The organism is Mesorhizobium sp. P160927, assembly GCF_057766385.1.
Genome location: NZ_JBYMDW010000001.1, coordinates 4,012,229 through 4,034,951 on the forward strand (window position 1 = coordinate 4,012,229; position 22,723 = coordinate 4,034,951).

20 protein-coding genes, 1 tRNA gene and 1 pseudogene are annotated in these 22,723 nt (G+C 62.4%); 11 read left to right on the plus strand and 11 right to left on the minus strand.

The genetic code is table 11. The annotated features are described in order from the left end of the window. Nucleotides 1-15: 15 nt before the first annotated feature. Nucleotides 16-840 (minus strand): nucleoside triphosphate pyrophosphohydrolase, encoded by an 825-nt coding sequence (gene mazG / locus AC3CB8_RS19580; RefSeq protein WP_023796050.1) that lies wholly within the window; start codon nt 838-840, stop codon nt 16-18. An 89-nt stretch (nt 841-929) separates the two neighbouring features. Further along, complete coding sequence (locus AC3CB8_RS19585) at nt 930-2,114, minus strand: amino acid aminotransferase (RefSeq protein WP_352567189.1); 1,185 nt, start codon at nt 2,112-2,114, stop codon at nt 930-932. Between the two features lie 130 nt (nt 2,115-2,244). Here AC3CB8_RS19585 and AC3CB8_RS19590 point away from each other — a divergent pair, with 130 nt between their 5' ends. From AC3CB8_RS19590 to AC3CB8_RS19610, 5 genes are all read left to right on the plus strand, one after another. After that, nucleotides 2,245-2,856 carry a histidine phosphatase family protein gene (locus tag AC3CB8_RS19590; RefSeq protein ID WP_352567183.1) on the plus strand — a complete coding sequence of 204 codons (612 nt, stop codon included), beginning with the start codon at nt 2,245-2,247 and terminating at the stop codon, nt 2,854-2,856. Nucleotides 2,857-2,945: 89 nt separating this feature from the next. Then, nucleotides 2,946-3,476 (plus strand): sigma-70 family RNA polymerase sigma factor, encoded by a 531-nt coding sequence (locus AC3CB8_RS19595; protein ID WP_023773686.1) that lies wholly within the window; start codon nt 2,946-2,948, stop codon nt 3,474-3,476. Next, complete coding sequence (locus AC3CB8_RS19600) at nt 3,473-4,246, plus strand: anti-sigma factor family protein (RefSeq protein ID WP_352567185.1); 774 nt, start codon at nt 3,473-3,475, stop codon at nt 4,244-4,246. The genes AC3CB8_RS19595 and AC3CB8_RS19600 overlap by 4 nt, the downstream gene beginning before the upstream one ends. Before the next feature lie 23 nt (nt 4,247-4,269). Next, on the plus strand, nt 4,270-4,986 hold the full coding sequence (locus tag AC3CB8_RS19605) for a Bax inhibitor-1/YccA family protein (protein WP_015317911.1): 717 nt from the start codon (nt 4,270-4,272) through the stop codon (nt 4,984-4,986). Nucleotides 4,987-5,173: 187 nt separating this feature from the next. Further along, complete coding sequence (locus AC3CB8_RS19610) at nt 5,174-6,058, plus strand: aldose 1-epimerase family protein (RefSeq protein ID WP_352567187.1); 885 nt, start codon at nt 5,174-5,176, stop codon at nt 6,056-6,058. Nucleotides 6,059-6,278: 220 nt separating this feature from the next. Here the strand turns inward: AC3CB8_RS19610 and AC3CB8_RS19615 are convergent, their stop codons facing one another. The 7 genes from AC3CB8_RS19615 to AC3CB8_RS19645 all read right to left on the minus strand — a co-directional run bounded on the left by AC3CB8_RS19615 (nt 6,279) and on the right by AC3CB8_RS19645 (nt 13,863). Then, nucleotides 6,279-7,100, minus strand: coding sequence for an MBL fold metallo-hydrolase (locus tag AC3CB8_RS19615; RefSeq protein WP_023773690.1), 822 nt, complete (start codon nt 7,098-7,100; stop codon nt 6,279-6,281). Beyond that, on the minus strand, nt 7,097-7,891 hold the full coding sequence (locus AC3CB8_RS19620; protein WP_023773691.1) for a TatD family hydrolase: 795 nt from the start codon (nt 7,889-7,891) through the stop codon (nt 7,097-7,099). Before AC3CB8_RS19620 ends, AC3CB8_RS19615 begins: the two co-directional genes overlap by 4 nt. Then, entirely contained in the window at nt 7,891-9,444 is a 1,554-nt protein-coding gene (gene metG / locus AC3CB8_RS19625) for a methionine--tRNA ligase (protein ID WP_023795149.1), read from the minus strand. Before metG ends, AC3CB8_RS19620 begins: the two co-directional genes overlap by 1 nt. A gap of 139 nt (nt 9,445-9,583) precedes the next feature. Continuing rightward, nucleotides 9,584-10,639 (minus strand): DNA polymerase III subunit delta', encoded by a 1,056-nt coding sequence (locus AC3CB8_RS19630; protein ID WP_023795150.1) that lies wholly within the window; start codon nt 10,637-10,639, stop codon nt 9,584-9,586. Continuing rightward, a complete protein-coding gene (tmk, locus tag AC3CB8_RS19635) occupies nt 10,636-11,310 on the minus strand; it encodes a dTMP kinase (RefSeq protein WP_352553591.1) in 675 nt (224 codons plus the stop codon). The genes AC3CB8_RS19630 and tmk overlap by 4 nt, the downstream gene beginning before the upstream one ends. A gap of 80 nt (nt 11,311-11,390) precedes the next feature. Beyond that, the gene (locus AC3CB8_RS19640; RefSeq protein ID WP_352565508.1) at nt 11,391-12,554 is read right to left on the minus strand and encodes a D-alanyl-D-alanine carboxypeptidase family protein; all 1,164 of its coding nucleotides are present in this window, start codon (nt 12,552-12,554) and stop codon (nt 11,391-11,393) included. 94 nt (nt 12,555-12,648) lie between these two features. Then, on the minus strand, nt 12,649-13,863 hold the full coding sequence (locus tag AC3CB8_RS19645; protein ID WP_352565510.1) for a septal ring lytic transglycosylase RlpA family protein: 1,215 nt from the start codon (nt 13,861-13,863) through the stop codon (nt 12,649-12,651). Between the two features lie 264 nt (nt 13,864-14,127). Here AC3CB8_RS19645 and AC3CB8_RS19650 point away from each other — a divergent pair. Next, nucleotides 14,128-14,217: transfer RNA gene (locus tag AC3CB8_RS19650), tRNA-Ser, on the plus strand. Nucleotides 14,218-16,590: 2,373 nt separating this feature from the next. Here AC3CB8_RS19650 and AC3CB8_RS19655 read toward each other — a convergent pair. Further along, a complete protein-coding gene (locus tag AC3CB8_RS19655; protein ID WP_023784107.1) occupies nt 16,591-16,824 on the minus strand; it encodes a hypothetical protein in 234 nt (77 codons plus the stop codon). Nucleotides 16,825-17,154: 330 nt separating this feature from the next. Here AC3CB8_RS19655 and AC3CB8_RS19660 point away from each other — a divergent pair, with 330 nt between their 5' ends. The 5 genes and pseudogenes from AC3CB8_RS19660 to rimO all read left to right on the plus strand — a co-directional run bounded on the left by AC3CB8_RS19660 (nt 17,155) and on the right by rimO (nt 21,561). After that, a complete protein-coding gene (locus AC3CB8_RS19660; RefSeq protein ID WP_023773707.1) occupies nt 17,155-17,961 on the plus strand; it encodes an alpha/beta fold hydrolase in 807 nt (268 codons plus the stop codon). A gap of 96 nt (nt 17,962-18,057) precedes the next feature. Next, nucleotides 18,058-18,755: pseudogene (locus AC3CB8_RS19665) on the plus strand (DUF2161 domain-containing phosphodiesterase). Between the two features lie 55 nt (nt 18,756-18,810). Then, nucleotides 18,811-19,218: a DUF930 domain-containing protein gene (locus AC3CB8_RS19670; RefSeq protein WP_032922542.1), complete on the plus strand. Its 408-nt coding sequence runs from the start codon at nt 18,811-18,813 to the stop codon at nt 19,216-19,218. Between the two features lie 184 nt (nt 19,219-19,402). Continuing rightward, complete coding sequence (locus AC3CB8_RS19675; protein WP_023773709.1) at nt 19,403-20,089, plus strand: TerC family protein; 687 nt, start codon at nt 19,403-19,405, stop codon at nt 20,087-20,089. 158 nt (nt 20,090-20,247) lie between these two features. Next, the gene (gene rimO / locus AC3CB8_RS19680; protein WP_352547177.1) at nt 20,248-21,561 is read left to right on the plus strand and encodes a 30S ribosomal protein S12 methylthiotransferase RimO; all 1,314 of its coding nucleotides are present in this window, start codon (nt 20,248-20,250) and stop codon (nt 21,559-21,561) included. Between the two features lie 78 nt (nt 21,562-21,639). Here rimO and AC3CB8_RS19685 read toward each other — a convergent pair whose 3' ends face one another. Further along, nucleotides 21,640-22,707 carry a BMP family ABC transporter substrate-binding protein gene (locus AC3CB8_RS19685; protein WP_352565539.1) on the minus strand — a complete coding sequence of 356 codons (1,068 nt, stop codon included), beginning with the start codon at nt 22,705-22,707 and terminating at the stop codon, nt 21,640-21,642. Between the last annotated feature and the right edge of the window lie 16 nt (nt 22,708-22,723).

Below are 22,723 nucleotides of genomic sequence, written 5' to 3' on the forward strand. Positions count from 1 at the left end.
GCCGGAGCCATAGGCTTACCTTGCAGTTTTTGCTTCCTGCCAGAGCGCTTCCATCTCCTCCAGGCTGGCTTCCTCCAGCGAGCCGCCTGATTTTTCCAGGGCCTGCTCGACATAGTGGAAGCGTGAGCGGAATTTCTCGTTGGTGCCGCTGAGCGCCGCCTCCGAATCGAGCTTCAGGTGACGGCCGAGATTGACGACGGCAAACAACATGTCGCCGAACTCGTCCTTGATCGAGGCCGTTTCGCCCTTGGCGAGAGCCTCGCGCAACTCCCCGATCTCTTCCTCGATCTTGTCCAGGATGGGAGCAGCCTCGCTCCAGTCGAAGCCGACCCGGGCGGCTTTTTCCTGAAGCTTCAGCGCTCGCGTCAAGGCGGGCAGGGCGACCGGAACACTGTCCAGGAACCCCTTGCCGTTGTCCTCCGGGTCGAGGCCGCGCGCGAGGCGGGCTTGTCGCTTCTCGACCTTCTCCTGCGCCTTGATCTTCTCCCACATGCCCTTGGCCATGCCGGCGCTGCGGGCCTTCTCGTCGCCAAAAACGTGCGGATGGCGGCGGATCATCTTGGTGGTGATGGCCTGGACAACGTCAGGGAAGGCGAATTCGCCGGCTTCCTGCGCTATCTGGGCATGGTAGACGACCTGCAGCAGGAGGTCACCGAGTTCGTCGCGCAAATCGTCGAGATCGCCGCGCGCGATGGCATCCGCCACCTCGTAGGCCTCCTCGATCGTATAGGGCGCAATTGTGGAGAAGTCCTGCTCGATGTCCCACGGGCACCCGGTCTTCGGCGCCCGCAACGCCGCCATGATCTCGATCAGGCGTGAAATGTCTTTCGATGGCGTCATGGAGCGGATGCTATCGCGCGAACCGCCACTCGGCCAACGCTGTCAGCCGGCGAGGGGACCTTGTCCACAGGCGCACCGTACCCGCCCCGTCAGTCCAGCACGGAAACAATTGCCTTGGCGAGGTCATCCATGCCATCCTCGGGCAGGCCGGCGACGTTGATGCGGCTGTCGCCGACCATGTAGACGGCGTGCTCGGCGCGCAGCCTTTCGACCTGCGCTTCCGTGAGGCCGAGCCGCGAGAACATGCCGCGATGGCTGGCAACGAAGTCGAAGCGGTCGGAATTGGATTGCCTGCGCAGCGCCTCGGCGAATGCGACCCTAAGCCTCAGCATACGAAGACGCATCTCTTCCAGTTCTGCTTCCCAGTCGGCACGCAGCGCGACGTCTTCCAGGACGATGCGCACCGCTGCGGCGCCATGGTCGGGCGGCATCGAATACATGGCGCGCGCCGCCGACAGCATCTGGCTCATCGCGACGTCGGCCTGCGCGCCGTTCCTGGCCAGGACCATCGCCGCGCCGACCCGGTCGCGGTACACCGCGAAATTTTTCGAGCAGCTCGACGCGACAACCATTTCCGGAACTTTCGCGGCCAGAAGCCGCAAGCCGAGGGCATCGGCCTCCAGGCCGTCGCCAAAGCCTTGATAGGCGATGTCGACAAATGGCAGCAGGCCGCGCTCGACGGCGAGATCGGTGACGGCCTCCCACTGGGCCGCGTCCAGATTGGCGCCGGTCGGATTGTGGCAGCAGCCATGCAGCAACACCACGTCGCCGCTGTTGGCCGACCGCAGCGCCGCCAGCATGTCGTCGAAACGAACCGCTCCCGAGGCAGCATCGAAATAAGGATATTCGCGAATCTGCAGGCCGGCGGCACGCATCACCGGCATATGGTTCGGCCAGGTCGGGTCGGAGACCCAGACCGTGGCATCCGAACGCGTCCGCTTGAGCAGTTCTGCCACCAGCCGCAGCGCGCCGGAGCCACCGGGCGCCTGTGCCGCCCGGATGCGCGACAGGTCCGCGCCCGGACCGAAGGCGAGCTTGGCCATCACAGTGTTGAACCCGGTATCCCCGGCAAGACCGAGATAGGTCTTGCTATCCTGGCCCTGCAGCAGCCGCCTCTCGGCCTCCCGCACGGCGCGCATGACCGGCGTCTTGCCGTCGCGATCCTTGTAGACGCCGACGCCGAGGTCGACCTTGCCAGGACGTGGATCGGCGCGATAGAGCCCGATCAGCGCAAGAATCTTGTCGGCGGGAGCTGGCTGCAGGTCTTCGAACATCATTTTGGTTCCGTTGGCGCGGCGGAGTGATACGCAAATTGGCCAGGTTTCACCAGAGGTTTTGATCGCGCCGGCGCGAAAGGCGGCACCTGCTGGTGCGGCTTTTCAACCACTTCAGAGAAGGCATGCCATGCTCGTCCGTCTGACCATGATCTGCGCCGGTGCCACGGCGGCGACCCGGAAAGGGCGGTTTCCCTTGGATGAACCGCTGGAGCCAGGATCGCTGACATTGGCAAGGGCGGTGCGAGGGACGCTGCGTCGCGCCGACCGTGTGTGGACAGCGCCGGCGCTTCGCGCCTGTCAGACCGCCGAGGCGCTGTCGCTGGACGCGTCCGTCGATCCGATGCTGGCCGACCAGAACTATGGACTATGGGCGGGCAAGAGCGTTGAAGAGGTGCAGGCGCGACAGCCTGAAGAAATCGCCGCATGGCTCACGGATCCGAATGCGGCCCCGCATGGTGGCGAGCCGCTGGCCGAGGTTGTCCGACGGATCGCCGGATTGATGGATCGAGTGATCGCCGAACGTGGCCATACCATCGCCGTGACGCATGCCAGCGTCATCCGCGCCGCGATTCTGCATGTTCTCGGTGCGCCGCTTGCCGCCAGCTCGAAGATCGACGTCGAGCCACTGAGCATCACCGATTTTCGCAGCGACGGCCGCCGATGGGTTGTGCGCGCCTGCGGTGTCACCGCTCCCAAACCGGCAAAACCACTTGGACCTAAGGGTGCTCACGGCACCTAGGCGGGACGAGATACCTGCAACCGATATCTCCCGCGAAGAAAAATCGGCACGGCCAGGATTAAAATCCCCACATGCTCCGTAAACAGGGCATGAAACGGTCGATGCCGCGCTTTGACATCATAGGACAGCTCGGGTCCCTGCGGCGCTACGCCCGTTCGCTGACGCGCGACGGCGTCGACGCCGAGGATCTCGTGCACGACGCGCTGGTGCGCGCCTATGAGCGGCGCGGCACGTTCCGCTCCGGCGGAAATCTGCGCGCCTGGCTGCTGTCGATCGTTCACAACACCTTCATCGACCGCGTGCGCTCGCGCCGCTCGGAAGCGGCACGCCTCGAACAGGCCCGATATCTCGCCGACGGCAGCACCCCGGCGCCGCAGGAACACTCCGTGCGCTTGGCGCAGGTTCGCCAAGCCTTTTTCAGCCTGCCGGAAGAGCAGCGCTCGGCGCTGCACCTGGTCGCCATCGAAGGGCTCTCCTATCAGCAGGCCGCCAACGCCAGCGGCGTGCCGCTGGGCACGCTGATGTCGCGTATCGGCAGGGCGCGCGAGGCCTTGCGGCAGATGGAAGAGGGGCCCGCCCGGGGCAAAAATCATCTCAGGATCGTGGGAGGTGACTCATGACCGCTCTTGTTGACCCGGTTACGGACGCCGATCTCGACGCCTATGTCGACGACCAGCTCGACGTTAGCCGCCGCATCGCGGTCGAAGCCTTCCTGTCGGCGCGTCCGGACACGGCCGCGCGTGTGATGTCGGATCTGCGCACCCGCGACGAACTGCGCGTGGCGCTGGCCGGCTCCGAAGGCATGGCGCGGCCGGCCACGGCCGACGCGGCGCGGCGGCTGGAGAGGGGGCTTGGCCGGGGCCGCATCTTCGGTGTGCTGCAACGCGCGGCAGCGGTCGCGGCTTTCGTCGCCGCCGGCTGGCTGGCCAACGGCATCGTCGGGCCGATGTCGGTGACCGAGGTCGTCGCCTCGCCGCAGCCGCCCGCCTATGTCGATGAGGCGGTACAGGCACACAGGACGACGCTGCTGCGCGAAAACATGCCCTCGCAGACCGAGGCGCCCAATTACAATGCCGGCGAGATCCGCGCCGCCACCGCCATCGTCATGCCGGCGCTGCCGAAGGGTTGGAAGGTCCGCGACGTGCAAATCTATCCGTCGCGCTTCGGCCCGAGTGTCGAGATTGCGGTTGAAACGAAGGAGATGGGCCTGGTTTCGCTGTTCGCGATTCGGCCGGGCACTTTCGATGTGGTCAAGCCGACCGTCGCGCCCTCCGGCGACATCTCCTCGGCCTATTTCCAGATCGGCGATGTCGCTTACGCGGTTGTCGCGAAGAGCGAGGTTCATGACCTCGACCGCGCCGCCGAAACGCTCGCCAGAACGCTTTACTGACCAATCCACAAAGGAGACCTCGAATGAATACGCCCAATCTTGGATACCGCGTGGGCACAGGCGCCCGGACTGGAGCCGTCTACGACGAGGGCCTGCGCCAGCACATGCTACGCGTCTACAATTATATGGGCCTTGGCCTAGTGGTTACCGGCCTTGTCGCCTTCCTCGTGTCGTCGACGCCGGCGCTTTATGTGCCGATCTTTTCCAGCCCGCTGAAATGGGTGGTGATGCTGGCGCCGCTCGCCTTCGTGCTCCTATTTTCGTTCAAGATGCAGACCATGTCGGCGGCAAGCGCGCAGGCGATGTTTTGGGCCTTCTGTGCCGTCATGGGCCTGTCGCTGGCTTCGGTGTTCCTCGTCTTCACCGGCACCAGCATCGCGCGCACTTTCTTCATCGCCGCCACCATGTTCGGCGCCACCAGCCTCTACGGCTACACGACAAGGCGCGACCTGACGCAGTTCTCGTCCTTCCTGATCATGGGCTTGATCGGCGTGGTGATTGCCAGCATCGTCAACATCTTCCTCGGCTCGACCGCACTGCAGTTCGCCATTTCGGTGATCGGCATCGCCGTGTTCATCGGCCTGACGGCCTGGGACACGCAGACGATTAAGGAGCAATACGCGGAGAATTTCGATGCGGAGTCGCGCCAGAAGCTCGCCGTCTTCGGTGCCTTCTCACTCTATCTGAACTTCATCAACATCTTCCAGCTGCTTCTGAATTTCACCGGCGAGCGCGAATAGTCCGGACCGTGGCAGGCAGCAGCTTTGAGTCTTGGCTGGCCGGAGGGAAACCTCCGGCCAGCCTCTTTCAAAGGTCCACCATCAAGGTTCACCGCGATCGCGTGAATGCAAATGCGGTGCGCCACCTTGAGTTCACGCCCGGCCATTTGCTAGCCTGCCGTCCACGCCGGACGAACCGCGAGGACATATGGAACAGGACAGTCTGACGCTTCATGGCGATGGCATATCGGCAACCATCGTGGCCCACGGCGCAGAGTTGGTTACCCTGCGGGATGCACGAGAATTTGAGTTCCTGTGGCAGGCTGGACCGGCCTGGCGGCGCCATTCACCAGTGCTGTTTCCGATCGTCGGCCGGCTGAAGGGCGATCAACTGCACCATCGCGGCCAGGCCTATCCGATGACGCAGCACGGCTTCGCCCGCGACAAGCCTTTTATGTGGGCGCAGAGGGGACCTCGATCCTGCACGCTGGTGCTCACCGACGACGCGGAAACCCGAACGCACTACCCGTTCGCATTTCGACTGGCCGTGACCTATACGCTCGGCGAGGGGCAACTCGACATAGAATTCGAGATTACCAACTCGGGCGACGAACCGATGCCGGCGTCGATCGGGGCGCATCCGGCGTTCAACTGGCCGCTTCTGCCCGATATGGCGAAGGACGCCTATCGCCTGACGTTTGCCCAAGCAGAGCCCGCGCCGATCCGCCGGCTGAAGGATGGCCTGCTCATCGCAACGCGGCAGCCAACGCCGCTCAAAGGCAATGTGCTCGAGCTGTCCGAACGCCTGTTTGCAGACGACGCCGTGATCCTGGACCGGCCGGCCGGCAACAGCGTTCGCTATGGTGCCGATGACGGTCCGGCGATCGAGGTCTCATGGCAGGGATTTCAGGAACTGGGCATCTGGTCCAAACCCGGCGGCGCACCGTTCCTGTGCATCGAGCCGTGGCATGGCATTGCCAGTCCGCTGGATTTCGATGGAGAGTTCACCGACAAGCCCGGCCTGATGCTGATCGCGCCGGGCGCGAAGCGTTCGCTGAGTTACCGGATCAGCCTGGAGCAGGGGCCTCGGTAAGTTTTCCTGCAAGCCATGAAGCGGGCGCAAAGCCGGACCGGGCCGTATTCGCCGGGCTATCACGGCGGGATCGTTCATTGAAACCCGTCCGACTAAATAGCTGCTACAAATAAAAGTCGCATAAGATAGATTATGGAACTTACGCATTGGGTGCCACGGGCACTTCACGCATGCTCGAGCGTTCAGACGACGATTTGAAACGCCAACTGAGCAGCAGCCCCTACGGGTTTGACTCGTATGGGATTTCGATCACCATGCCATCATAGGCTGGTTCGACACTGTCGGGCGTCTCGGCCATCACGGCGGTGTAATCGAGCGGCACGTGCATGTGCGTCAGCACGGCGCTCCCCGGCGAAAGCGCCTCGATCCAGTCCAGCGCCTCGCCAAGCGAAAGATGGCTTGGGTGCGTGTTGTATTGCAAAGCGTCGATGACCAGCATGTCGAGGCCTCGCAGCCGTTCTACGGTGGTCTTGGGAAAGTCGCTGACATCGGGACAGTAGGCGAGCCCACCGATGCGGAAACCCAGCGAAATGATGTCGCCATGGATCTGAGGTAGCGGCTCGAAGGTGAGGGCACCCCCCTCTCCTTTGATCACGACCGGCCTGGTATGATCGATGATGTGGGCGTCGACGATCGGCGGATAGGAACTGCCTGCCGGCGTCTGGAAGCAATAGCCGAACGCCTCGCGCAGCCGCAGCATGGTCGGCTCGTCGGCATGGATTGCGATGCGATGCCGTTGTTCCTGCACATAGCCGCGCAGGTCATCGATGCCGTGGATGTGGTCAGCATGCGGATGCGTGTAGATGACCCCGTCGATGCGCCTGACTGAAGCCATCAGCATCTGCTCGCGGAAATCCGGGCCGGTGTCGATGACGACGGTGGTGCGGCCGCCATTGGCGGCAATGCGCTCGACAAGTGCCGCCGTGCGCATGCGCCGGTTCCTGGGATTGGTGGGGTCGCAATTCCCCCAGTCGCCGGTGATGCGCGGCGTGCCTGGCGACGACCCGCAGCCGAGAATTGTCAGGCGCAGCCGGTCGCTCATGTCTCGAGCGCCTGCTGGCGAGACATTTTTCCAAACAGCTGAAAGAAATTGTCGGTTGTCACCGCCGCGATCTCAGCCTCGCTGACGCCGATTGTCTCGGCCAGCACCTTGGCGGTTTGCGCGACGTAGGCCGGCTCGTTGCGCTTGCCGCGGAACGGTACCGGCGCCAGATATGGCGCGTCAGTCTCCACCAGCAGCCGGTCACGCGGCAAATCGGCGGCGATGGCGCGCAATTCGATCGAGTTCTTAAAGGTCAGGATGCCCGAGAACGACACATAGCCGCCTAACGACACGCCAACCTCGGCGAGTCGCCGTCCCGACGAAAAGCAATGCAGGATGAACGGGAAGGCGCCCTTCCCTGTCTCGTCCTCGAGAATGGCGGTCATATCGTTGTCGGCATCGCGCGAATGGATGACGAGAGGCAGCCCGGTCTCGCGGGCGGCGGCGATATGAGCGCGAAAACCCTGCGCCTGCGCATCGCGTGGTGCCTTGTCGTAGAAATAATCGAGGCCTGCTTCGCCGATCGCCACCACCTTTGGGTGAGTGGACAGGCGGACAAGGTCGGCGGTGGTGACATCGAGCTCCTCGGCGGCATTGTGCGGGTGGGTGCCGACCGAGCAATAGACTTCGTCGAAAGTTTCCGCGATCTCAAGAACTTGCTGGAACCGCTTCACGCGCGTGGAGATCGTCACCATCCGGCTGATACCAGCCGCCTTGGCGCGGGCGACAATGGCCGCCCGCTCTTCGGCAAAGTCTGGAAAATCCAGATGACAATGGCTGTCGACGAGCATCAGGCGTTCGCGTCCGTCTGCTCGACATAGCGCGGAAACACGCCCTCTGGCGGAGGCAGCGCCGTCCCGGACACAAGCGCATGGTCGGCATGGACATGCACGAAATCGCGATTGTCCGCCCGGACCGCCAGCAGGTCGAGCAGCTTGCCGGCCGAGCCCGGAATGTAGGGCTGGCATAGAACCGCTACGCGCCGGACCACCTCGGCCGTCGTCCACAGCACCGTTTCCATGCGCTCGGGATTGGTTTTCTTGAGCGCCCAGGGTTCCTGTCCGGCGAAATACCGGTCGGCTTCCGCAACCACGCCGAAGATTGCCGCCAGTGCCAGATGGATGCCCTGTTCGGCCATTGCCTTGCGCGCGGTGGCGAGAGCATCGACCGCTTGATCCAGGATCACCTTGTCGGCTTCCGCCAGGTCGCCGCGCTTCGGCACGACGCCGCCGCAATTCTTCGCGATCATCGACAGCGAGCGCTGCGCCAGATTGCCGAGACCGTTGGCCAGATCCGCATTGGTGCGGTTGACGATCGCCTCATGGCTGTAGCTGCCGTCCTGCCCGAACGGCACTTCGCGCAGGAAGAAGTAGCGCACCTGGTCGAGCCCGTAATGCTCGACCATGGCGAACGGGTCGATGACGTTGCCGACCGACTTCGACATCTTCTCGCCGCGGTTGAACAGGAAGCCGTGGCCGAAGACGCGCTTCGGCAGCGGGATGCCGGCCGACATCAGGAAGGCCGGCCAATAAACGGCGTGGAAGCGCACGATGTCCTTGCCGATGATGTGCGCATCGGCTGGCCAGAACTTCCATTTCTCATCTTTTTCATCGGGATAGCCGACACCGGTGATGTAGTTGGTCAGCGCGTCGACCCAAACATACATGACATGCTTTTCATCGCCCGGCACCGGCACGCCCCAATCGAAAGTGGTGCGCGAGATCGACAGGTCCTTCAGTCCCGACTTGACGAAGCTCATCACCTCGTTGCGGCGCTCGGCGGGGCCGATGAAGTCGGGCTGGCCTTCATAAAGCGCGACGAGCTTGTCCTGATAGGCCGACAGGCGGAAGAAATAGCTCTCTTCCTCGACCCATTCGACCGGCGTTCCCTGCGGCCCGTAGCGGACATTGTCAGGACGGACCTCGGTCTCCTCCTCGCCGTAATAGGCTTCGTCGCGCACCGAGTACCACCCGGCATAGCCGCCCTTATAGACGTCGCCATTGGCGGCCATCGCCTTCCAGATCGCCTGCGAAGCAGCGTAATGGCGCTCCTCCGTGGTGCGGATGAAATCGTCGTTGGAGGCGTTGAGCGCGGTCGCCATGTGCTTGAACTCGGCTGAATTGCGGTCTGCCAGTTCACGCGCCGAAATGCCTTCGCGCTTGGCTGTCTGCAGCATCTTGATGCCGTGCTCGTCGGTGCCGGTAAGGAAGAAGACCTGCTTGCCGTCGAGCCGCTGGAAGCGGGCAAGAGCGTCGGTGGCGATCAGCTCGTAGGCATGGCCGATATGCGGCTTGCCGTTCGGATAGGAAATCGCGGTTGTGATGTAGAATGTGTCGCGTGACATGGATGAACCGTCATGAATGTCTGAATGGAGGCCGTGGCGGTGGATATCGCATCGGAATGGCGATTGCCATCCCGAGACCATGCATGCCGCCCAAAAGTGGCCCCGGTTTCAGGGGCAACGGCATGCACCAGAAAGGCCGTCACATTCGCATTGCAGAATTCAGGCGGTCGATCATGGTCAGGGCGTGCTGCTTTTTGTCGAGATTGTAGGTGTCCGTCTCAGATATCGCGTCCAGCGCCTCATGCCAACTATCCGACAGCGTTTTGGCCCGCTTGAGATCGCCAGCCCGCGCCGCCTGGCTTGCCGCATCCGACAGAAGGTCCAGCGCCCGGCGGTTGAAGATGTCGAACTGTATCGCCTGGTCCTTGCCCGCGACCGCTTCGGCCAGGCGATAGGCGCCGCCAATATCGCTCTTTCCCGTCGCCACCAGGCCATCCAGCGTCCGCGCGATCTCCAGCCCGCCATACTGCGTCAATAGGATCGCGTTGCGGGCGCTTCCCCCTGCCCGCTCGACCAATGCGGCCCTCGCGGCCGGATCGTCCGGCGGCGGCGGCTCCGCTGTCTCCAGCACCGACATCAGTTCGTTGGCGTCAAGCGGTGTCAGCCGCACCACCTGGCAGCGCGAGCGGATCGTCGGCAGCAGACTGCCCGGTGCATGGACGATGAGAATGAACAGAGTCCGTGCCGGTGGCTCCTCAAGATTCTTCAGCAAGGCGTTGGCCGCATTGGCATTCATGTCGTCGGCCGGATCGACGATCACCACCCGGTAGCTGCCGTCGTGCGAAGTCAGCGACAGGAAGCGGCTGACCTTGCGGATTTCGTCAACGGTGACGACGGTCTTGAAACTCTTTGTCTTGTCGTTCAGCGGGCGGGTCAGATGCAGTACGCCGGGATGCGCGCCGGTTGCGATCTGGCGAAACAGCGGCGAGGCCGGATCGGGAACCGCCAGGTTGCCAGGCGCCTGGTCGAAGGCCGGATGCTTCAACAGGTGGTGGGCGAGATGGAAGGCGAGCGTCGCCTTGCCGATCCCGACCGGACCGGCGAAGATAAGCGCATGCGGCAGCTTTCCCGCACGATAGGCGGCAGCAAGCATGGTGACCGCCTGTCCGTGTCCGACCAGACGCGGTGTTTCGGAGGGTTCCGGCACACCGTCCAGCGTATCATGCTGTTCCGGCGCGATGCGTTCGAAGATCATACGGGTGCGACCTGCCTGTTGCGCTCGGACGCCCTTGCCTCCAGTGCCGCGAACACGGTCGCCGTGACGACATCTTCCACCGTGTCCGGATCGGCGGACGCATCGACGACGATGCAGCGTTCCGGCTCTGCCGCGGCGATCGCCAGGAACGCTTCGCGGCGAGCCTGGTGGATGGCCAGCGTCTCCTTTTCGAAGCGGTCGGCGGCGGCATCGCTGCCACGCCGCAATGTCGCGCGCTTCAAACCCTCGGCCGGGTCGATATCGAAGATCAGCGTCATGTCGGGCATCATGCCGTTGATCGAGACCTGTTCCAGCATGGCCATGAATGCCGGATCGATCCCACCCGTAACGCCCTGATAGACACGCGAGGAATCCAGGAAGCGGTCACAAAGCACAATGGAGCCGCGTTCGACCGCCGGACGGATGACCTGCTCGACGTGGTCGGAACGCGCGGCTGCGAAGAGCAGCGCTTCCATCTTGGGCCCGAACGGTTCGGCGGCACCTGAAAGCAGCACATGCCGGACCGCTTCGGCGCCCGGCGAGCCGCCCGGCTCACGTGTCCGTACGACATCATACTTCTTGGCGCGCATCTTGGTGGCCAGCCGCTCGATCTGTGTCGACTTGCCTGCGCCTTCGCCGCCTTCGAAGGTGATGAAAAATCCGCGCGCCAACCGAGGGCCTTTGTTCCTGTTCGAGTGGATTGTTGCGCTCTAGATAGTCCGCGTTCGGGAAAACGTCCATGCCGTCGGTGCTATCGAAGCCAGCCGATCGCCAGTTCCTTGACGGCATCGAGGGCGCGTTGCGGCAAACTGCCGACGCTGATCGACTCGGCGGCGAACAACGGTGTTTCCTGGCTCAGCGTGTCGCCGATCCAGACGCGCAGTGCGCCCACCGGCTGCCCCTCCTCCACCGGTGCCGCGACCGGGCCGGTGTAGATGATCCTGGCCGTCAGCTTGTCGCGGTTGGTGATCGGCAGGAAGATGTCGATCGGACCTTTTGCCTTAAGCGTCACGCCGGATTTCATGCCGCCAAAAACCTGGGCCTCTCCGACCACCTCGTCCTTGGCGAAGATTTCGGTCTTCTCGAACGAGCGAACGCCCCAATCGAGCAGTTTGCGTGCCTCTTCTGCGCGCTCCTTGTCATTTGCCAGCCCGCTCATCGCCGCGATCACCCGCGTGCCGTTGTGGCTGACCGAAGCGACGATGCCGAAACCGGATGTCTCGCTCGCGCCGACAGCAAGGCCGTCGGCGCCGATATCCATCGCCAGCAACGGGTTGCGGTTCCTCTGCGAGATCTTGTTCCAGGTGAAATCCTTCAAGCCGTAATACCGGTAGAAATCGGGGTATTCGCGCCATAAATGAAGGGCGAGCTGCGCCAATTCCCGCACGTTTGTCTGCTGGCCGTCTGCCGGCAGGCCGGTCGAGTTGACGAAAGTCGAGGTCTTGAGGCCGATCTGGCGCGCGCGTTCGGTCATCTCTCCGGCAAAGTTGTCCTCGGATCCGACCATGCCTTCGGCGATGACGATACAGCCGTCATTGGCGGCTTGCACGGTCACCCCCTGGATCAGGTCCTCGAGCCGGATCGCCGATTTGAGCTTGGCGAACATCGTCGAGGTCCCCGACGGTGCGCCACCTTTGCGCCAGGCATTTTCGCTGACCACGAACGTATCGTCGAGTTTGAGGCGGCCGGATTTGAGGGCGTTGAAAACCACTTCCATAGTCATCAGCTTGGCCATCGAAGCCGGCGGAATGGGTTTGTCGGCATCTTTCGAAAACAGCACCGTTCCGGTGTCGGCATCGATCATGAAGGCCTGCGCGGCCTTGGTCTCGAAGAGCTGCGCTTGGGCCGGCGAAAGCGTAAGCAGGAGGCTGAGGAGAAAAAAAACGGCGAAAGGGTGTAGCAAGCGAAACTGCATGAAAATCGACCCGTTGGCCGGCCCCTCCGGCGTGCCGAAACTATCGAGCTTTTTCGGTGAGGGATCAACTGCCGGGCGCAAAACCGCCGCTGGATCAGTCGCGCACGACCAGCGCGTCGGGCGCGCCATGAGACCACGCCGCCTTCAGCAACTCGTCCAGGCCGCCATGGCCGTCCGGATAGAGGTTGACCGCATACCAGTCATTGCCGTCGAGATCGGAGCGCTGGATTTCTATTCTGCCGAAGGGCTTTAGCGCCGAGGCCACATGTGTGGCTTCGGTGACGTCGTCGAACGTGCCGGCGGCGACATAGTCGGCGCTGGACGGTGCCGCTTGGCGGCCGGTCTTTTTCCACGACCGCAGGATGTCCGCGGGCGACATGCCGCTGTTGTCCAGGGCGGCAAAGACATCCGCGCGACGGACGCGTTCATCCGCATAGGACAGCGAGGCCATGGCGAACGGCGACTGCGGCGGCAGGCTGATCTGCGGCCGTTCCGGCACGATCGGTCCAAAATCGGGCAGCGCCAGATCGCCGAAGGCCGGCTGCGCGGCAATCCGTCCCTGTACCGGGGCTGCGGCATCGGTCAGCTGACCTGGAAACGGCACGGCGGCCGCGCCGGCTGGAAGGCTCGGCGAAGGCCCGTTCATGGCCACCATGACGCCGGTCGGCAGGCCATCCGATGGATCAGGTACGCGGTTGCCTGGATGGTAAGAGGCCATCAGGTACTGGTCGTCATTGCCGTCGAGCGGCGCGCGGCCGACATATTCGACCTTCACCTTCGCGGTGCCGACCTTGTCGTAGTCGAGCATCTGCGCGGCTCGCTCCGAGACGTCGATGATGCGGCCCTCATGGTAAGGGCCGCGGTCATTGACGCGCACGATGACCGAACTGCCGGTTTGGAGGTTGGTGACGCGGGCATAACTGGGCAGCGGCATGGTCGGATGCGCCGCCGTCAGATGCGCCATGTCGTAGACTTCGCCATTGGCGGTCAGCCGGCCATGGAAGGCGTCGCCATACCATGAGGCCAGACCCACCTTCGCGTACTTCTTGTCTTCCTTGGGATAATACCACTTGCCGCGCACCTGATAGGGCTTGCCAAGCTGGTCGCGACCGCCGCCGCGGCGCATGAAGGCAACGCGCGGACTGGCCTTCACTCCGTATTCGGTCTCGGCGAAATATTCCTTGGAGCGGGTCTTCTTGTAGACCATCCCCTTCGGCTCGGGCTGCGACGCGCAAGCGGCGAGCAATGCAGCCGACGCCGCGAGCAACGCACCCGTGGCAACGCGACGAAGACGCGTCACAGCCTGCATTCTTGATCGCCCCCTAAGTCTCGATGAAGACGTCGCATCCACCATCCGAGGAGCCAAAGCACTCACTCGACAATGTCAACGACGCTTCGACCCCAATCCTTTTTGCGCAGGAATTGTTTATCACGGTATTAACCGATTGTGGCCGGAACCGGGCAAGATTGTGACGCTGTTTGCCCTGCCCCTAGGTTCAGGGGGCGACCTGCTCACCCAAGCCTGGTTGACAGGCCTTTGTCGGGCACACTAGAGCAGTGGCCGGCAGTCGCTGGAGGGATGGCCGAGCGGTTTAAGGCACCGGTCTTGAAAACCGGCGTGGGCGCAAGTTCACCGTGGGTTCGAATCCCACTCCCTCCGCCACAACGTCTATGAATCAGATAGGGACCCACCGCTATCCCGCTGCGGTGGTACCAAAAGACGTTCACCAATCATCTGCCGGGGCCATGGTCGAGTTCGAGACGGGCATCTGGGCCGATTTGAGGGATGCCGATAAGGGGTGACCGCAAGTGCCGCAAAGCGCCTCGCGGTCACCATCCACGTTGACTTTGAGCGTGGTGGGCACAGGGAACCGGTAGCTATCCACCGCGTTCTCTCGGCATGCTCAAGAAAATCGCCTTTGCCGCCGTGCTTGTTCAAGTTGCAGCCTTGTCAGCCCTGCTAACGCAAACATTCCTCCTTGCATCCACGCCCACCCAAGCGGCCAGTGTGCGAGGCGAGCCCGTGGTGGCCGTTACGGCATCGGAATGCGCCAAGGCGGCATGGCCTGATATTCCCGTTCAGTGCCTTGAGAGGGTTGAGGCGAGAGTGCAATAAAACGGGAGAAATCCAAGCCGGCGGGCCGCTGCCGAAACACGGAATCGTTCCATTGCGTCCAAGGCGGTCATTGCTAAACGTCGCAAGTTACAGGTTACTGCTGACGCCCGGCCGGCGAAACTGTCACGATTAACGAATCGTTGACCGCGCTGTCCTATTCTGAGACAGCGCGGTCAAATCCCAACCGGACTGCGCAGGCGGCTCCGGCAACCCAGCCCCCGCCGCACTGTCGGAGCCGCCACCATACGATGAATAAATACCAGCAATGGTTGAATCAACCGTTACTGTAGTTGTTGCAACTAGAACGAACGACATCCACCGTTCCGCACCATTCCACCTTTTGCGCCTGGTTCAAAAAACCGCAGGACCTCATAAGGGCCAAAAAAGCCCGCCGGGCGGAGCCAGCCCGCTCAGCGTGACAAACAGAAGACTGATAGCGAATCCGTTTCGATTGATGCTCTGAGCATGGAATGCGCCTTCGATGGCATCGCCAGCGCCCAGACAGCCCGGCAAACGGCAATGGGAAGCGCTATAGCAGCGAGTTCTGCTAAATCTCTCTCGCAAGCGTGAGCCGTGCTACAGCCGGCTAACCACTCTACAGAAGAGCCGAGCAGTCTATCTGATCGCGCATCGAGGCTAGATCGTCGCGAACGAGCCATTCCGAGTAAGCCCTCAATCGCCTGAGGCCAGCAGTCTTGGCGTCTCGCTCGGTTCGCTCCGTTTCCAGCGTTGCGGACGCTGCGATCCACGCGATGCATTTAGGCTTCGGATGGTGTCGAAATGATCCGACAATTTGATCCTTCACCGGCCATTCCCCTCGTGCGACCTGTCAAGCTTTTCACATATGGCAGGGTACGTCGTCCGTCATTGTGATGATGTGGCACGGCCAACTGCGATGCTATGGCAATCGCTTGGTCCGTCTGAACTATCGCCGTGCCGACCGCATTGTTTCCCGGCTGTTTCCGATGGCGGCAGCTCCAGGCCGCGTGGCATGCAAAAAGGGCCTTCAGCCGGGGCAGGAGGCAATTCAAAAGGGGGGAACCGACAGCAGGGTAAGCCGACCAGTCCCGCACCTTCATGACCGGCACATATTTTCCAACCCACCCAGCAAAAGGCCCGCCAGGTGGGAACCGGCGGGCAAGTTCTGGAGTGCTGGGATCAACCAGCATAGGTCAACGATGGGCGGCGAAGTTGGTTGCGGGGACGACCCCAACCGTAGACGGCTATTTCGACTCCACGCCCGGCTCAGGCTGAATGTCGATCGTGTCGCCATCTCCATGCACGGCGTCACGGTCCCAGTCATTGGTCTTGTCAGGTGTTTCGGCAACCGCTTTTCGGGTGTCCCTTCCTCGGTCCTTGCGGGGTTCTGGACCTGGCACTTCGCGTGATGACTTCGGCTCCACATGCGCCTCCTGTTCTCGAACCAAAACAAAGTCGGGCGGCTCGGGTTCCAACAAAGCAAAGCCCGCCCCCTCCGGGAGGAGCGCGGCGGGCCATTCGGCTAGGAGTTGAGGGGACATCTCCACGCTACCAAAACAACAGATCGGCAGCGGATTGGTTCCCTGACGACGGGACCGTGAGATAGCGTGTTAGCCCAACAGCCGCCGCGACCGCTCCGCCCCGGCTGCAAACGATGTGGCGTTTGCTATTTGGCTTTTAGCCGGAGACATATCAGCCAGATTTTTTCGCTCGGTTTTTGAAGCCGCTTTTCGTTGCGCGCGTTCGTCTGGTGGCCCCGACGCTTGATGCAGCCCGGCCGTCTCCGCCGTTTGAATGATGCCGTTTCTGGAAGCTGGCGTATTAACGGTCAAGCTGGCGGGTAATCATCCCAACCCAACACCGCTGGTCAGGCCCGGCGGCGTCCCACCCCTCCTCGCCGGGCCGCCCGCATGTTGCACAAAGCGAAGGTCGCCACCTTGCTCAGTCGGACTGCTGTGTGCGCTCCGCGATGGCAAACGCCTGCAGGTTCCTGGCCTTGCCGATGTCCCGGTCGGCGTTTGCGATGATCGAAAAGAAGGCTGCTCTCGCAATATCCTTCTTGGAGGCCTTGGGGTGCGCTTTCCGGGCAGCTTTGACAAGCTGCTTGGGAGACATGTCGGGCGTGACGATCCTCATGAGGGTATCGCCGATCGCACTCATTTCGCTTGCATCCATGATGGGCGTCCCTGTGCTGACCGCAATGCCACGATAGCAAGGACAACTCGCGACCGACAATATGGTTCTGAAAATGAAAAACCCCGCCGGGGTTTGTCCTGGGAGGACCCGCGTTGAGCTGCGTTCGACAAGCGCGCGCCGACCAAGTAGCGCCAGATCGCGACTAGGATGTGACCCCCGGCGAGTGCGTTTGTCACATGGCAAGCCATGAGCACGGCAATGCAAACGCCCCTGTCGTGTCGCTTGATGGCAGCAGAAATTCCCTCGCGGGTTGGTATTGGCGGGTGCCGACGGTAAATCTAGGCGTGCGCGTTTGGAGGCTGTTAGGCAATGGATTATCGCGACGACGACCTGGCGAAATTCGAAGCGAATGGCGCCGCTCCTTTGCCGGCTGCGGCGGATGAAGGCCAGGTCGAGCACGAGGGTGCAAGGATCTGGTACGCGACGTTTGGGACGGGTTATCCCGTGATCCTGTTGCATGGTGGCCTTGGCCATAGCGGCAATTGGGGATTTCAAGTCCCTGCTTTGGTCAAGCACGGTTATCAGGTCGTCACCATCGACAGTCGCGGCCATGGGCGCAGCACCCGCGACGAACGGCCATACAAATACGAACTGATGGCTTCGGATGTCCTGGCGGTAATGGAACGCCTGCAATTGAACAAGGCTATCGCGGTGGGCTGGAGCGATGGCGCCTGCGTTGCCCTAATCCTTGGCATGAAGGCCGCCGATCGGATCGCGGGCGTGTTCTTCTTCGGCTGCAATATGGATCCCAGCGGCACGAAGGATTTTGAGGCCACTCCGGTCATCGAGCGGTGTTTCGGCCGGCACAAAAAGGACTATGCCGAGCTGTCGGCCACGCCAGGTGAATTCGACGCGTTTGTCGAAGCTGTGGGCCTGATGATGAAGAGCGAACCCAACTATGGCGCCGCCCAGTTGCGAGAGGTTCGCGCGCCCGTTGCGGTTGTCCAAAGCGAGCACGACGAATTCATCAAGGACGAGCACGCGATCTACCTGGCCCGCAGCATACCGGCATCGGAATTGATCGTGCTGCCTGGCGTCAGTCACTTCGCGCCCTTGCAGCGTCCCGACCAGTTCAATCGTGCGCTGTTGGCCTTCCTGGCAAAAATTCATTGTTGAGCCCTGCCGCATCGCTTCCGAAATCCGGCTCTGGGCAGGCACGCGCCACCATTCGCCTGCGAGGCTTTTCATCTCGAATCGGCTAGACCTTGCGCTATGAACGAGACCTCACTCTACGCGCCGGTGAAGCGTTTCCTCGAAAACCTCGACTTCGTCGTGAAAGGGGAAATCGGTGGTTGCGACATCGTCGCTTTGCGCGAGGGAGAGCCGCCGATCGTCGTCATCTGCGAGCTGAAGCTGCAGTTCAATCTCGAACTGGTTCTGCAAGGCGTCGACCGTGCGGCTGCTTGCGATGAAGTTTGGCTGGCGGCGCGCATGTCGGTGCGGGGCAAGGGACGCGAAAGCGATGCCAGGTTTCGCAATCTCTGTCGCCGGCTTGGCTTCGGCCTGCTCGGCGTGACCGCCAATGATAGGGTCGAAGTGCTTGTCACTCCGGTCGCCCCGGCGCCGCGCAAAAATGCGCGACGGCGTTCTCGCCTTGTCGACGAGCACCAGCGCCGCCGCGGCGATCCTGTCGCTGGCGGCGGATCGCGCACTCCGATCATGACCGCCTACCGGCAGAGCGCCCTCACCTGCGCCGCGGCGTTGGCGGACGGACCCAAGCGCCCGCGCGATCTGAAGGCGTTGACGCCGCTCGCGCCGAAAATTCTGCAGCACAATGTCTATGGCTGGTTCGCGCGCGTCGATCGCGGCGTCTACGACCTCACCGACGCCGGCCGCGCCTCGTTGATGCGTTGGCCGCAGGTCGAGCAGATGAAGGCCGACACGAGATTTTGATTGCGCCGGACCTCTGAATACCGGGTTTGCCGAGCATGAACCGCCGCTATTGGTTGATTCTTCAGACAAAACATGTTGCTTGTCCCGCCCATGAAGACACTCTGCATGATGGCCATTGCGTCCCTGACGCTGGCTTTTCCGGCCAGTGCGATGGACAACGCCTTGCGCGCCGGGCTGATGAAACTTGACCCGCAAACTCGCCTCGAACAGCGTTGCGATGCCGAAATCCTGGACCGGATCACCCACGATGATCGCAAGTTCAAGGCCGACCGCGTCGTCGCTTACGCCTTCGCGACGCCGGAGATGAGCGCCGACGCAATTCGGAGCTCCGGTGCGGCGTTCCGCAGCAAGGGGCAGTGGTACCGGCTGAAGTTCAAATGCCAGACGGGGCCGGATCATATGGAAGTTCTCCAGCTCCGCTATCGGATCGGGGACGAGATTCCGGAAGCCGACTGGCCGAAATACAATCTCTACGATTAGGTTCTCGCGAGCTTGCGACCGTCTCTGGCTTGCGCGCGGCGGCTGTTGAGAACCTCCTGTAAGTCCACCGCCACGAAAATGGTTTCCAGCGTTGCCCGTTGCCGCGACTTGACGCCAGCGGACCATGCCTTTAGGCCCGTTCGGACGATCGACGACGAACACTCGACGAAGGGCTTCCATGTCGATGGAAATATTTACCGCCGCGGGCTTTTCGGCTCTCCTTCAGGTCATCGCCATCGACCTTGCGCTCGCGGGCGACAATGCCATCGTTATCGGCCTTGCCGCGGCCGGCCTGCCGGCCAGCCAGCGTCAGCGAGCCATTCTTGTCGGCATCGCGGCGGCTACCGTTCTTCGCATTTTCTTCGCCCTGATCACGCAATGGCTGCTGACCATTGGTCCCATGCTGCTTATCGGCGGCGGCCTGCTTTTGCTGTGGGTTTGCTGGAAGATGTGGCGCGAATTGCGTGTCAGCCACGACGATGAGCGCGACGCCACAGAAGCGCTGTCGAACGGCGACTTCGACAAGGATGGCGTCATTGGCGGCAAGGGGCCGAGCAAAACCTTCTCGCAGGCCGCCTGGCAGATCGTCATTGCCGACGTCTCGATGTCGCTCGACAATGTTCTGGCCGTCGCGGGAGCGGCTATGAACCATCCGACGGTGCTGATTGTCGGACTGGCGCTGTCGATCGCGTTGATGGGTTTTGCCGCGTCGTTCGTCGCGCGCTTGCTGCACAAATACCGCTGGATTGCCTATATCGGCCTGGTCATCATCCTCTATGTCGCGGTCAAGATGCTGCTGGACGGGGCCGTGCAGCAATTCCCCGATCATTTCGCCTTCCTGTCACCCTGGTTCGGGTCAAGCGGGCACTGACACACATGCCGGGCCGCGGGGCTCCGTTTGCCTGATTGAGCAAGCCGTGCTATTGCGCCGCCCGAATTGAGCTCCTGCCAGGAGCCATGCAAACCGTCATATGTTGAGACTGCGGGCCGGATCGGTGTTTCCGGTTCGCGTCCATTGGAAAATTGCCCATGTCCGCCCCGCGCGTCAGCTTCGTCAGTCTCGGATGTCCCAAAGCCCTTGTCGATTCCGAGCGCATCATCACGCGTCTGCGGGCCGAGGGCTACGAGATCGCCCGCAAGCACGACGGCGCCGATCTCGTTGTCGTCAACACCTGTGGCTTTCTCGACTCCGCCCGCGACGAGTCGCTCAACGCCATCGGCTCGGCATTGTCGGAAAACGGCAGGGTCATCGTCACCGGCTGTCTCGGCGCCGAGCCGGACGTGATCCGGGAGAGGCACCCCAACGTGCTGGCGATCACCGGCCCGCAGGCCTATGAGAGCGTGATGGCCGCCGTCCATGAGGCAGCCCCTCCCTCACACGATCCCTACATCGACCTGCTGCCGCCGCAAGGCGTCAAGTTGACGCCACGCCATTACGCCTATTTGAAGATTTCGGAAGGCTGCAACAACCGTTGCACCTTCTGTATCATTCCGGCACTGCGCGGCGATCTCGTCTCGCGGCCGGCCGCCGATGTGCTGCGCGAAGCCGAGAAACTGGCCAATGCCGGCGTCAAGGAACTGCTCGTCATCTCGCAGGATACCAGCGCCTACGGCATCGACATCAAGTACCAGACGTCCATGTTCGGCGACCGCGAAGTGCGGGCGAAATTCCTCGACCTCTCGGAGGAATTGGGCAAGCTCGGCATCTGGGTGCGCATGCATTATGTCTATCCCTATCCGCATGTCGCCGACGTCATCCCGCTGATGGCCGAAGGAAAAATCCTTCCTTACCTGGACATCCCCTTCCAGCATGCCTCGCCACAGGTGCTGAAGAACATGCGCCGGCCCGCCCATGGCGAAAAGACGCTCGAGCGCATTCGCGGCTGGCGCGACGTGTGCCCGGATCTCGCCATCCGCTCGACTTTCATCGTGGGCTTCCCCGGCGAAACGGATGACGACTTCGAGATGCTCCTCGATTGGCTGGATGAAGCGAAAATCGATCGCGCCGGTTGCTTCAAATACGAGCCGGTCAGAGGCGCCCGCTCCAACGAGCTCGGGCTCGAGCAGGTGCCGCAGGAGATCAAGGAAGCGCGCTGGCATCGCTTCATGCAGCGCCAGCAGAAGATCTCGGCAGCGCAGCTGGCCAGGAAGGTCGGCAAGCGTCTGCCGGTGCTGATCGACGAAGCGCACGGCACATCGGCAAAGGGTCGCACCAAATATGATGCGCCCGAGATCGATGGCTCGGTCCATATCCAGTCGCGCCGCCCGATGCGCGCCGGCGACATCGTCACCGTCAAGATCGAGCGTGCGGACGCTTACGACCTCTACGGCTCGGCTGTCTGAGCCTTCCGTCAAGTTGTCCATCCAAATGAAAAAGGGCGCCTCGCGGCGCCCTCTCCCAATCGAGACGTGGCGTGCTGTCTATTGCGGCAGCTTGTCGTCGACGCCCTTGACGTAGAAATTCATGCCGAGCAGCGTCCCGTCGTCGGCGACTTCGCCGTCCTTCAGCCATGCCGAGCCGTCCTGCTTGGCGATCGGCCCGGTGAAGGGGTTCCAGCCTCCGGCGATCTTCTTTTCGGTCGCTTCGGCCATCGCCTTCACGTCGTCTGGCATGTTGGTGTACGGCGCGAGCTTAACCGCGCCGTCCTTGATGCCGAGCCAGACATTGTCCGGCTTCCAGCTGCCGTCGATGGCTGCCTGCACGCGGCTGATATAGTAGGGCCCCCATTCGTCGGTCAGCGAGGTCAGCTGCGCGTTGGGCGCGAACTTGATCATATCGGACGACTGGCCGAAGCCGTGCAGCTTGCGCTCCTCGGCCACCTGCAGGGCAGCGGTCGAGTCGGTGTGCTGGACGATGATGTCGGCGCCCTGGTCGAACAGCGCCTTGGCGGCGTCGGCTTCCTTGCCCGGATCGAACCACGAATTGACCCAGACGATCTTGGCCTTGAAGTTCGGATTGATCGACTGCGCGCCGAGCATGAAGGAGTTGATCCCCATCACCACTTCCGGGATCGGGAAGGAGACGATGTAGCCGGCGACGCCGGATTTCGATTCCTTGGCGGCGATCTGGCCGAGCACATAGCGGCCTTCATAGAAGCGGGCATTGTAGATGCCGAGATTGTCCGCGGTCTTATAGCCGGTGGCGTGCTCGAACATCACCTTGGGAAACTTCTTGGCGACCTTCACTTCGGCGTCCATGAAGCCGAACGAGGTGCCGAAGATGATCTTGCAGCCTTCGCGCGCCAGGCGCTCGAAAGCGCGGTCGGCATCGGGGCCTTCGGAGACGTTTTCCAGGTAAGCAGTCTCGACCTTGTCGCCAAGCGCCTTCTCGACCTGGAGGCGGCCCTGGTCGTGCTGGTAGGAATAGCCGAAATCGCCGATCGGGCCGGTGTAGACCCAGCAGGCCTTCAACTTGTCGGCTGCCTCCGCGGACGCGGCTAGCGACAAAGCCGCTGTCGCCGTCATCAGGGCAATAAGCAGTTTTTTCATTGTGTTACCTCTCTGA

Excerpts from the sequence above, each read along its gene's own strand:
- mazG (WP_023796050.1), bottom strand. The coding sequence starts at position 840 with ATGACGCCATCGAAAGACATTTCACGCCTGATCGAGATCATGGCGGCG.
- AC3CB8_RS19585 (WP_352567189.1), bottom strand. The coding sequence starts at position 2,114 with ATGTTCGAAGACCTGCAGCCAGCTCCCGCCGACAAGATTCTTGCGCTG.
- AC3CB8_RS19590 (WP_352567183.1), top strand. The coding sequence starts at position 2,245 with ATGCTCGTCCGTCTGACCATGATCTGCGCCGGTGCCACGGCGGCGACC.
- AC3CB8_RS19595 (WP_023773686.1), top strand. The coding sequence starts at position 2,946 with ATGAAACGGTCGATGCCGCGCTTTGACATCATAGGACAGCTCGGGTCC.
- AC3CB8_RS19600 (WP_352567185.1), top strand. The coding sequence starts at position 3,473 with ATGACCGCTCTTGTTGACCCGGTTACGGACGCCGATCTCGACGCCTAT.
- AC3CB8_RS19605 (WP_015317911.1), top strand. The coding sequence starts at position 4,270 with ATGAATACGCCCAATCTTGGATACCGCGTGGGCACAGGCGCCCGGACT.
- AC3CB8_RS19610 (WP_352567187.1), top strand. The coding sequence starts at position 5,174 with ATGGAACAGGACAGTCTGACGCTTCATGGCGATGGCATATCGGCAACC.
- AC3CB8_RS19615 (WP_023773690.1), bottom strand. The coding sequence starts at position 7,100 with ATGAGCGACCGGCTGCGCCTGACAATTCTCGGCTGCGGGTCGTCGCCA.
- AC3CB8_RS19620 (WP_023773691.1), bottom strand. The coding sequence starts at position 7,891 with ATGCTCGTCGACAGCCATTGTCATCTGGATTTTCCAGACTTTGCCGAA.
- metG (WP_023795149.1), bottom strand. The coding sequence starts at position 9,444 with ATGTCACGCGACACATTCTACATCACAACCGCGATTTCCTATCCGAAC.
- AC3CB8_RS19630 (WP_023795150.1), bottom strand. The coding sequence starts at position 10,639 with ATGATCTTCGAACGCATCGCGCCGGAACAGCATGATACGCTGGACGGT.
- AC3CB8_RS19640 (WP_352565508.1), bottom strand. The coding sequence starts at position 12,554 with ATGCAGTTTCGCTTGCTACACCCTTTCGCCGTTTTTTTTCTCCTCAGC.
- AC3CB8_RS19645 (WP_352565510.1), bottom strand. The coding sequence starts at position 13,863 with ATGCAGGCTGTGACGCGTCTTCGTCGCGTTGCCACGGGTGCGTTGCTC.
- AC3CB8_RS19655 (WP_023784107.1), bottom strand. The coding sequence starts at position 16,824 with ATGGATGCAAGCGAAATGAGTGCGATCGGCGATACCCTCATGAGGATC.
- AC3CB8_RS19660 (WP_023773707.1), top strand. The coding sequence starts at position 17,155 with ATGGATTATCGCGACGACGACCTGGCGAAATTCGAAGCGAATGGCGCC.
- AC3CB8_RS19670 (WP_032922542.1), top strand. The coding sequence starts at position 18,811 with ATGTTGCTTGTCCCGCCCATGAAGACACTCTGCATGATGGCCATTGCG.
- AC3CB8_RS19675 (WP_023773709.1), top strand. The coding sequence starts at position 19,403 with ATGGAAATATTTACCGCCGCGGGCTTTTCGGCTCTCCTTCAGGTCATC.
- rimO (WP_352547177.1), top strand. The coding sequence starts at position 20,248 with ATGTCCGCCCCGCGCGTCAGCTTCGTCAGTCTCGGATGTCCCAAAGCC.
- AC3CB8_RS19685 (WP_352565539.1), bottom strand. The coding sequence starts at position 22,707 with ATGAAAAAACTGCTTATTGCCCTGATGACGGCGACAGCGGCTTTGTCG.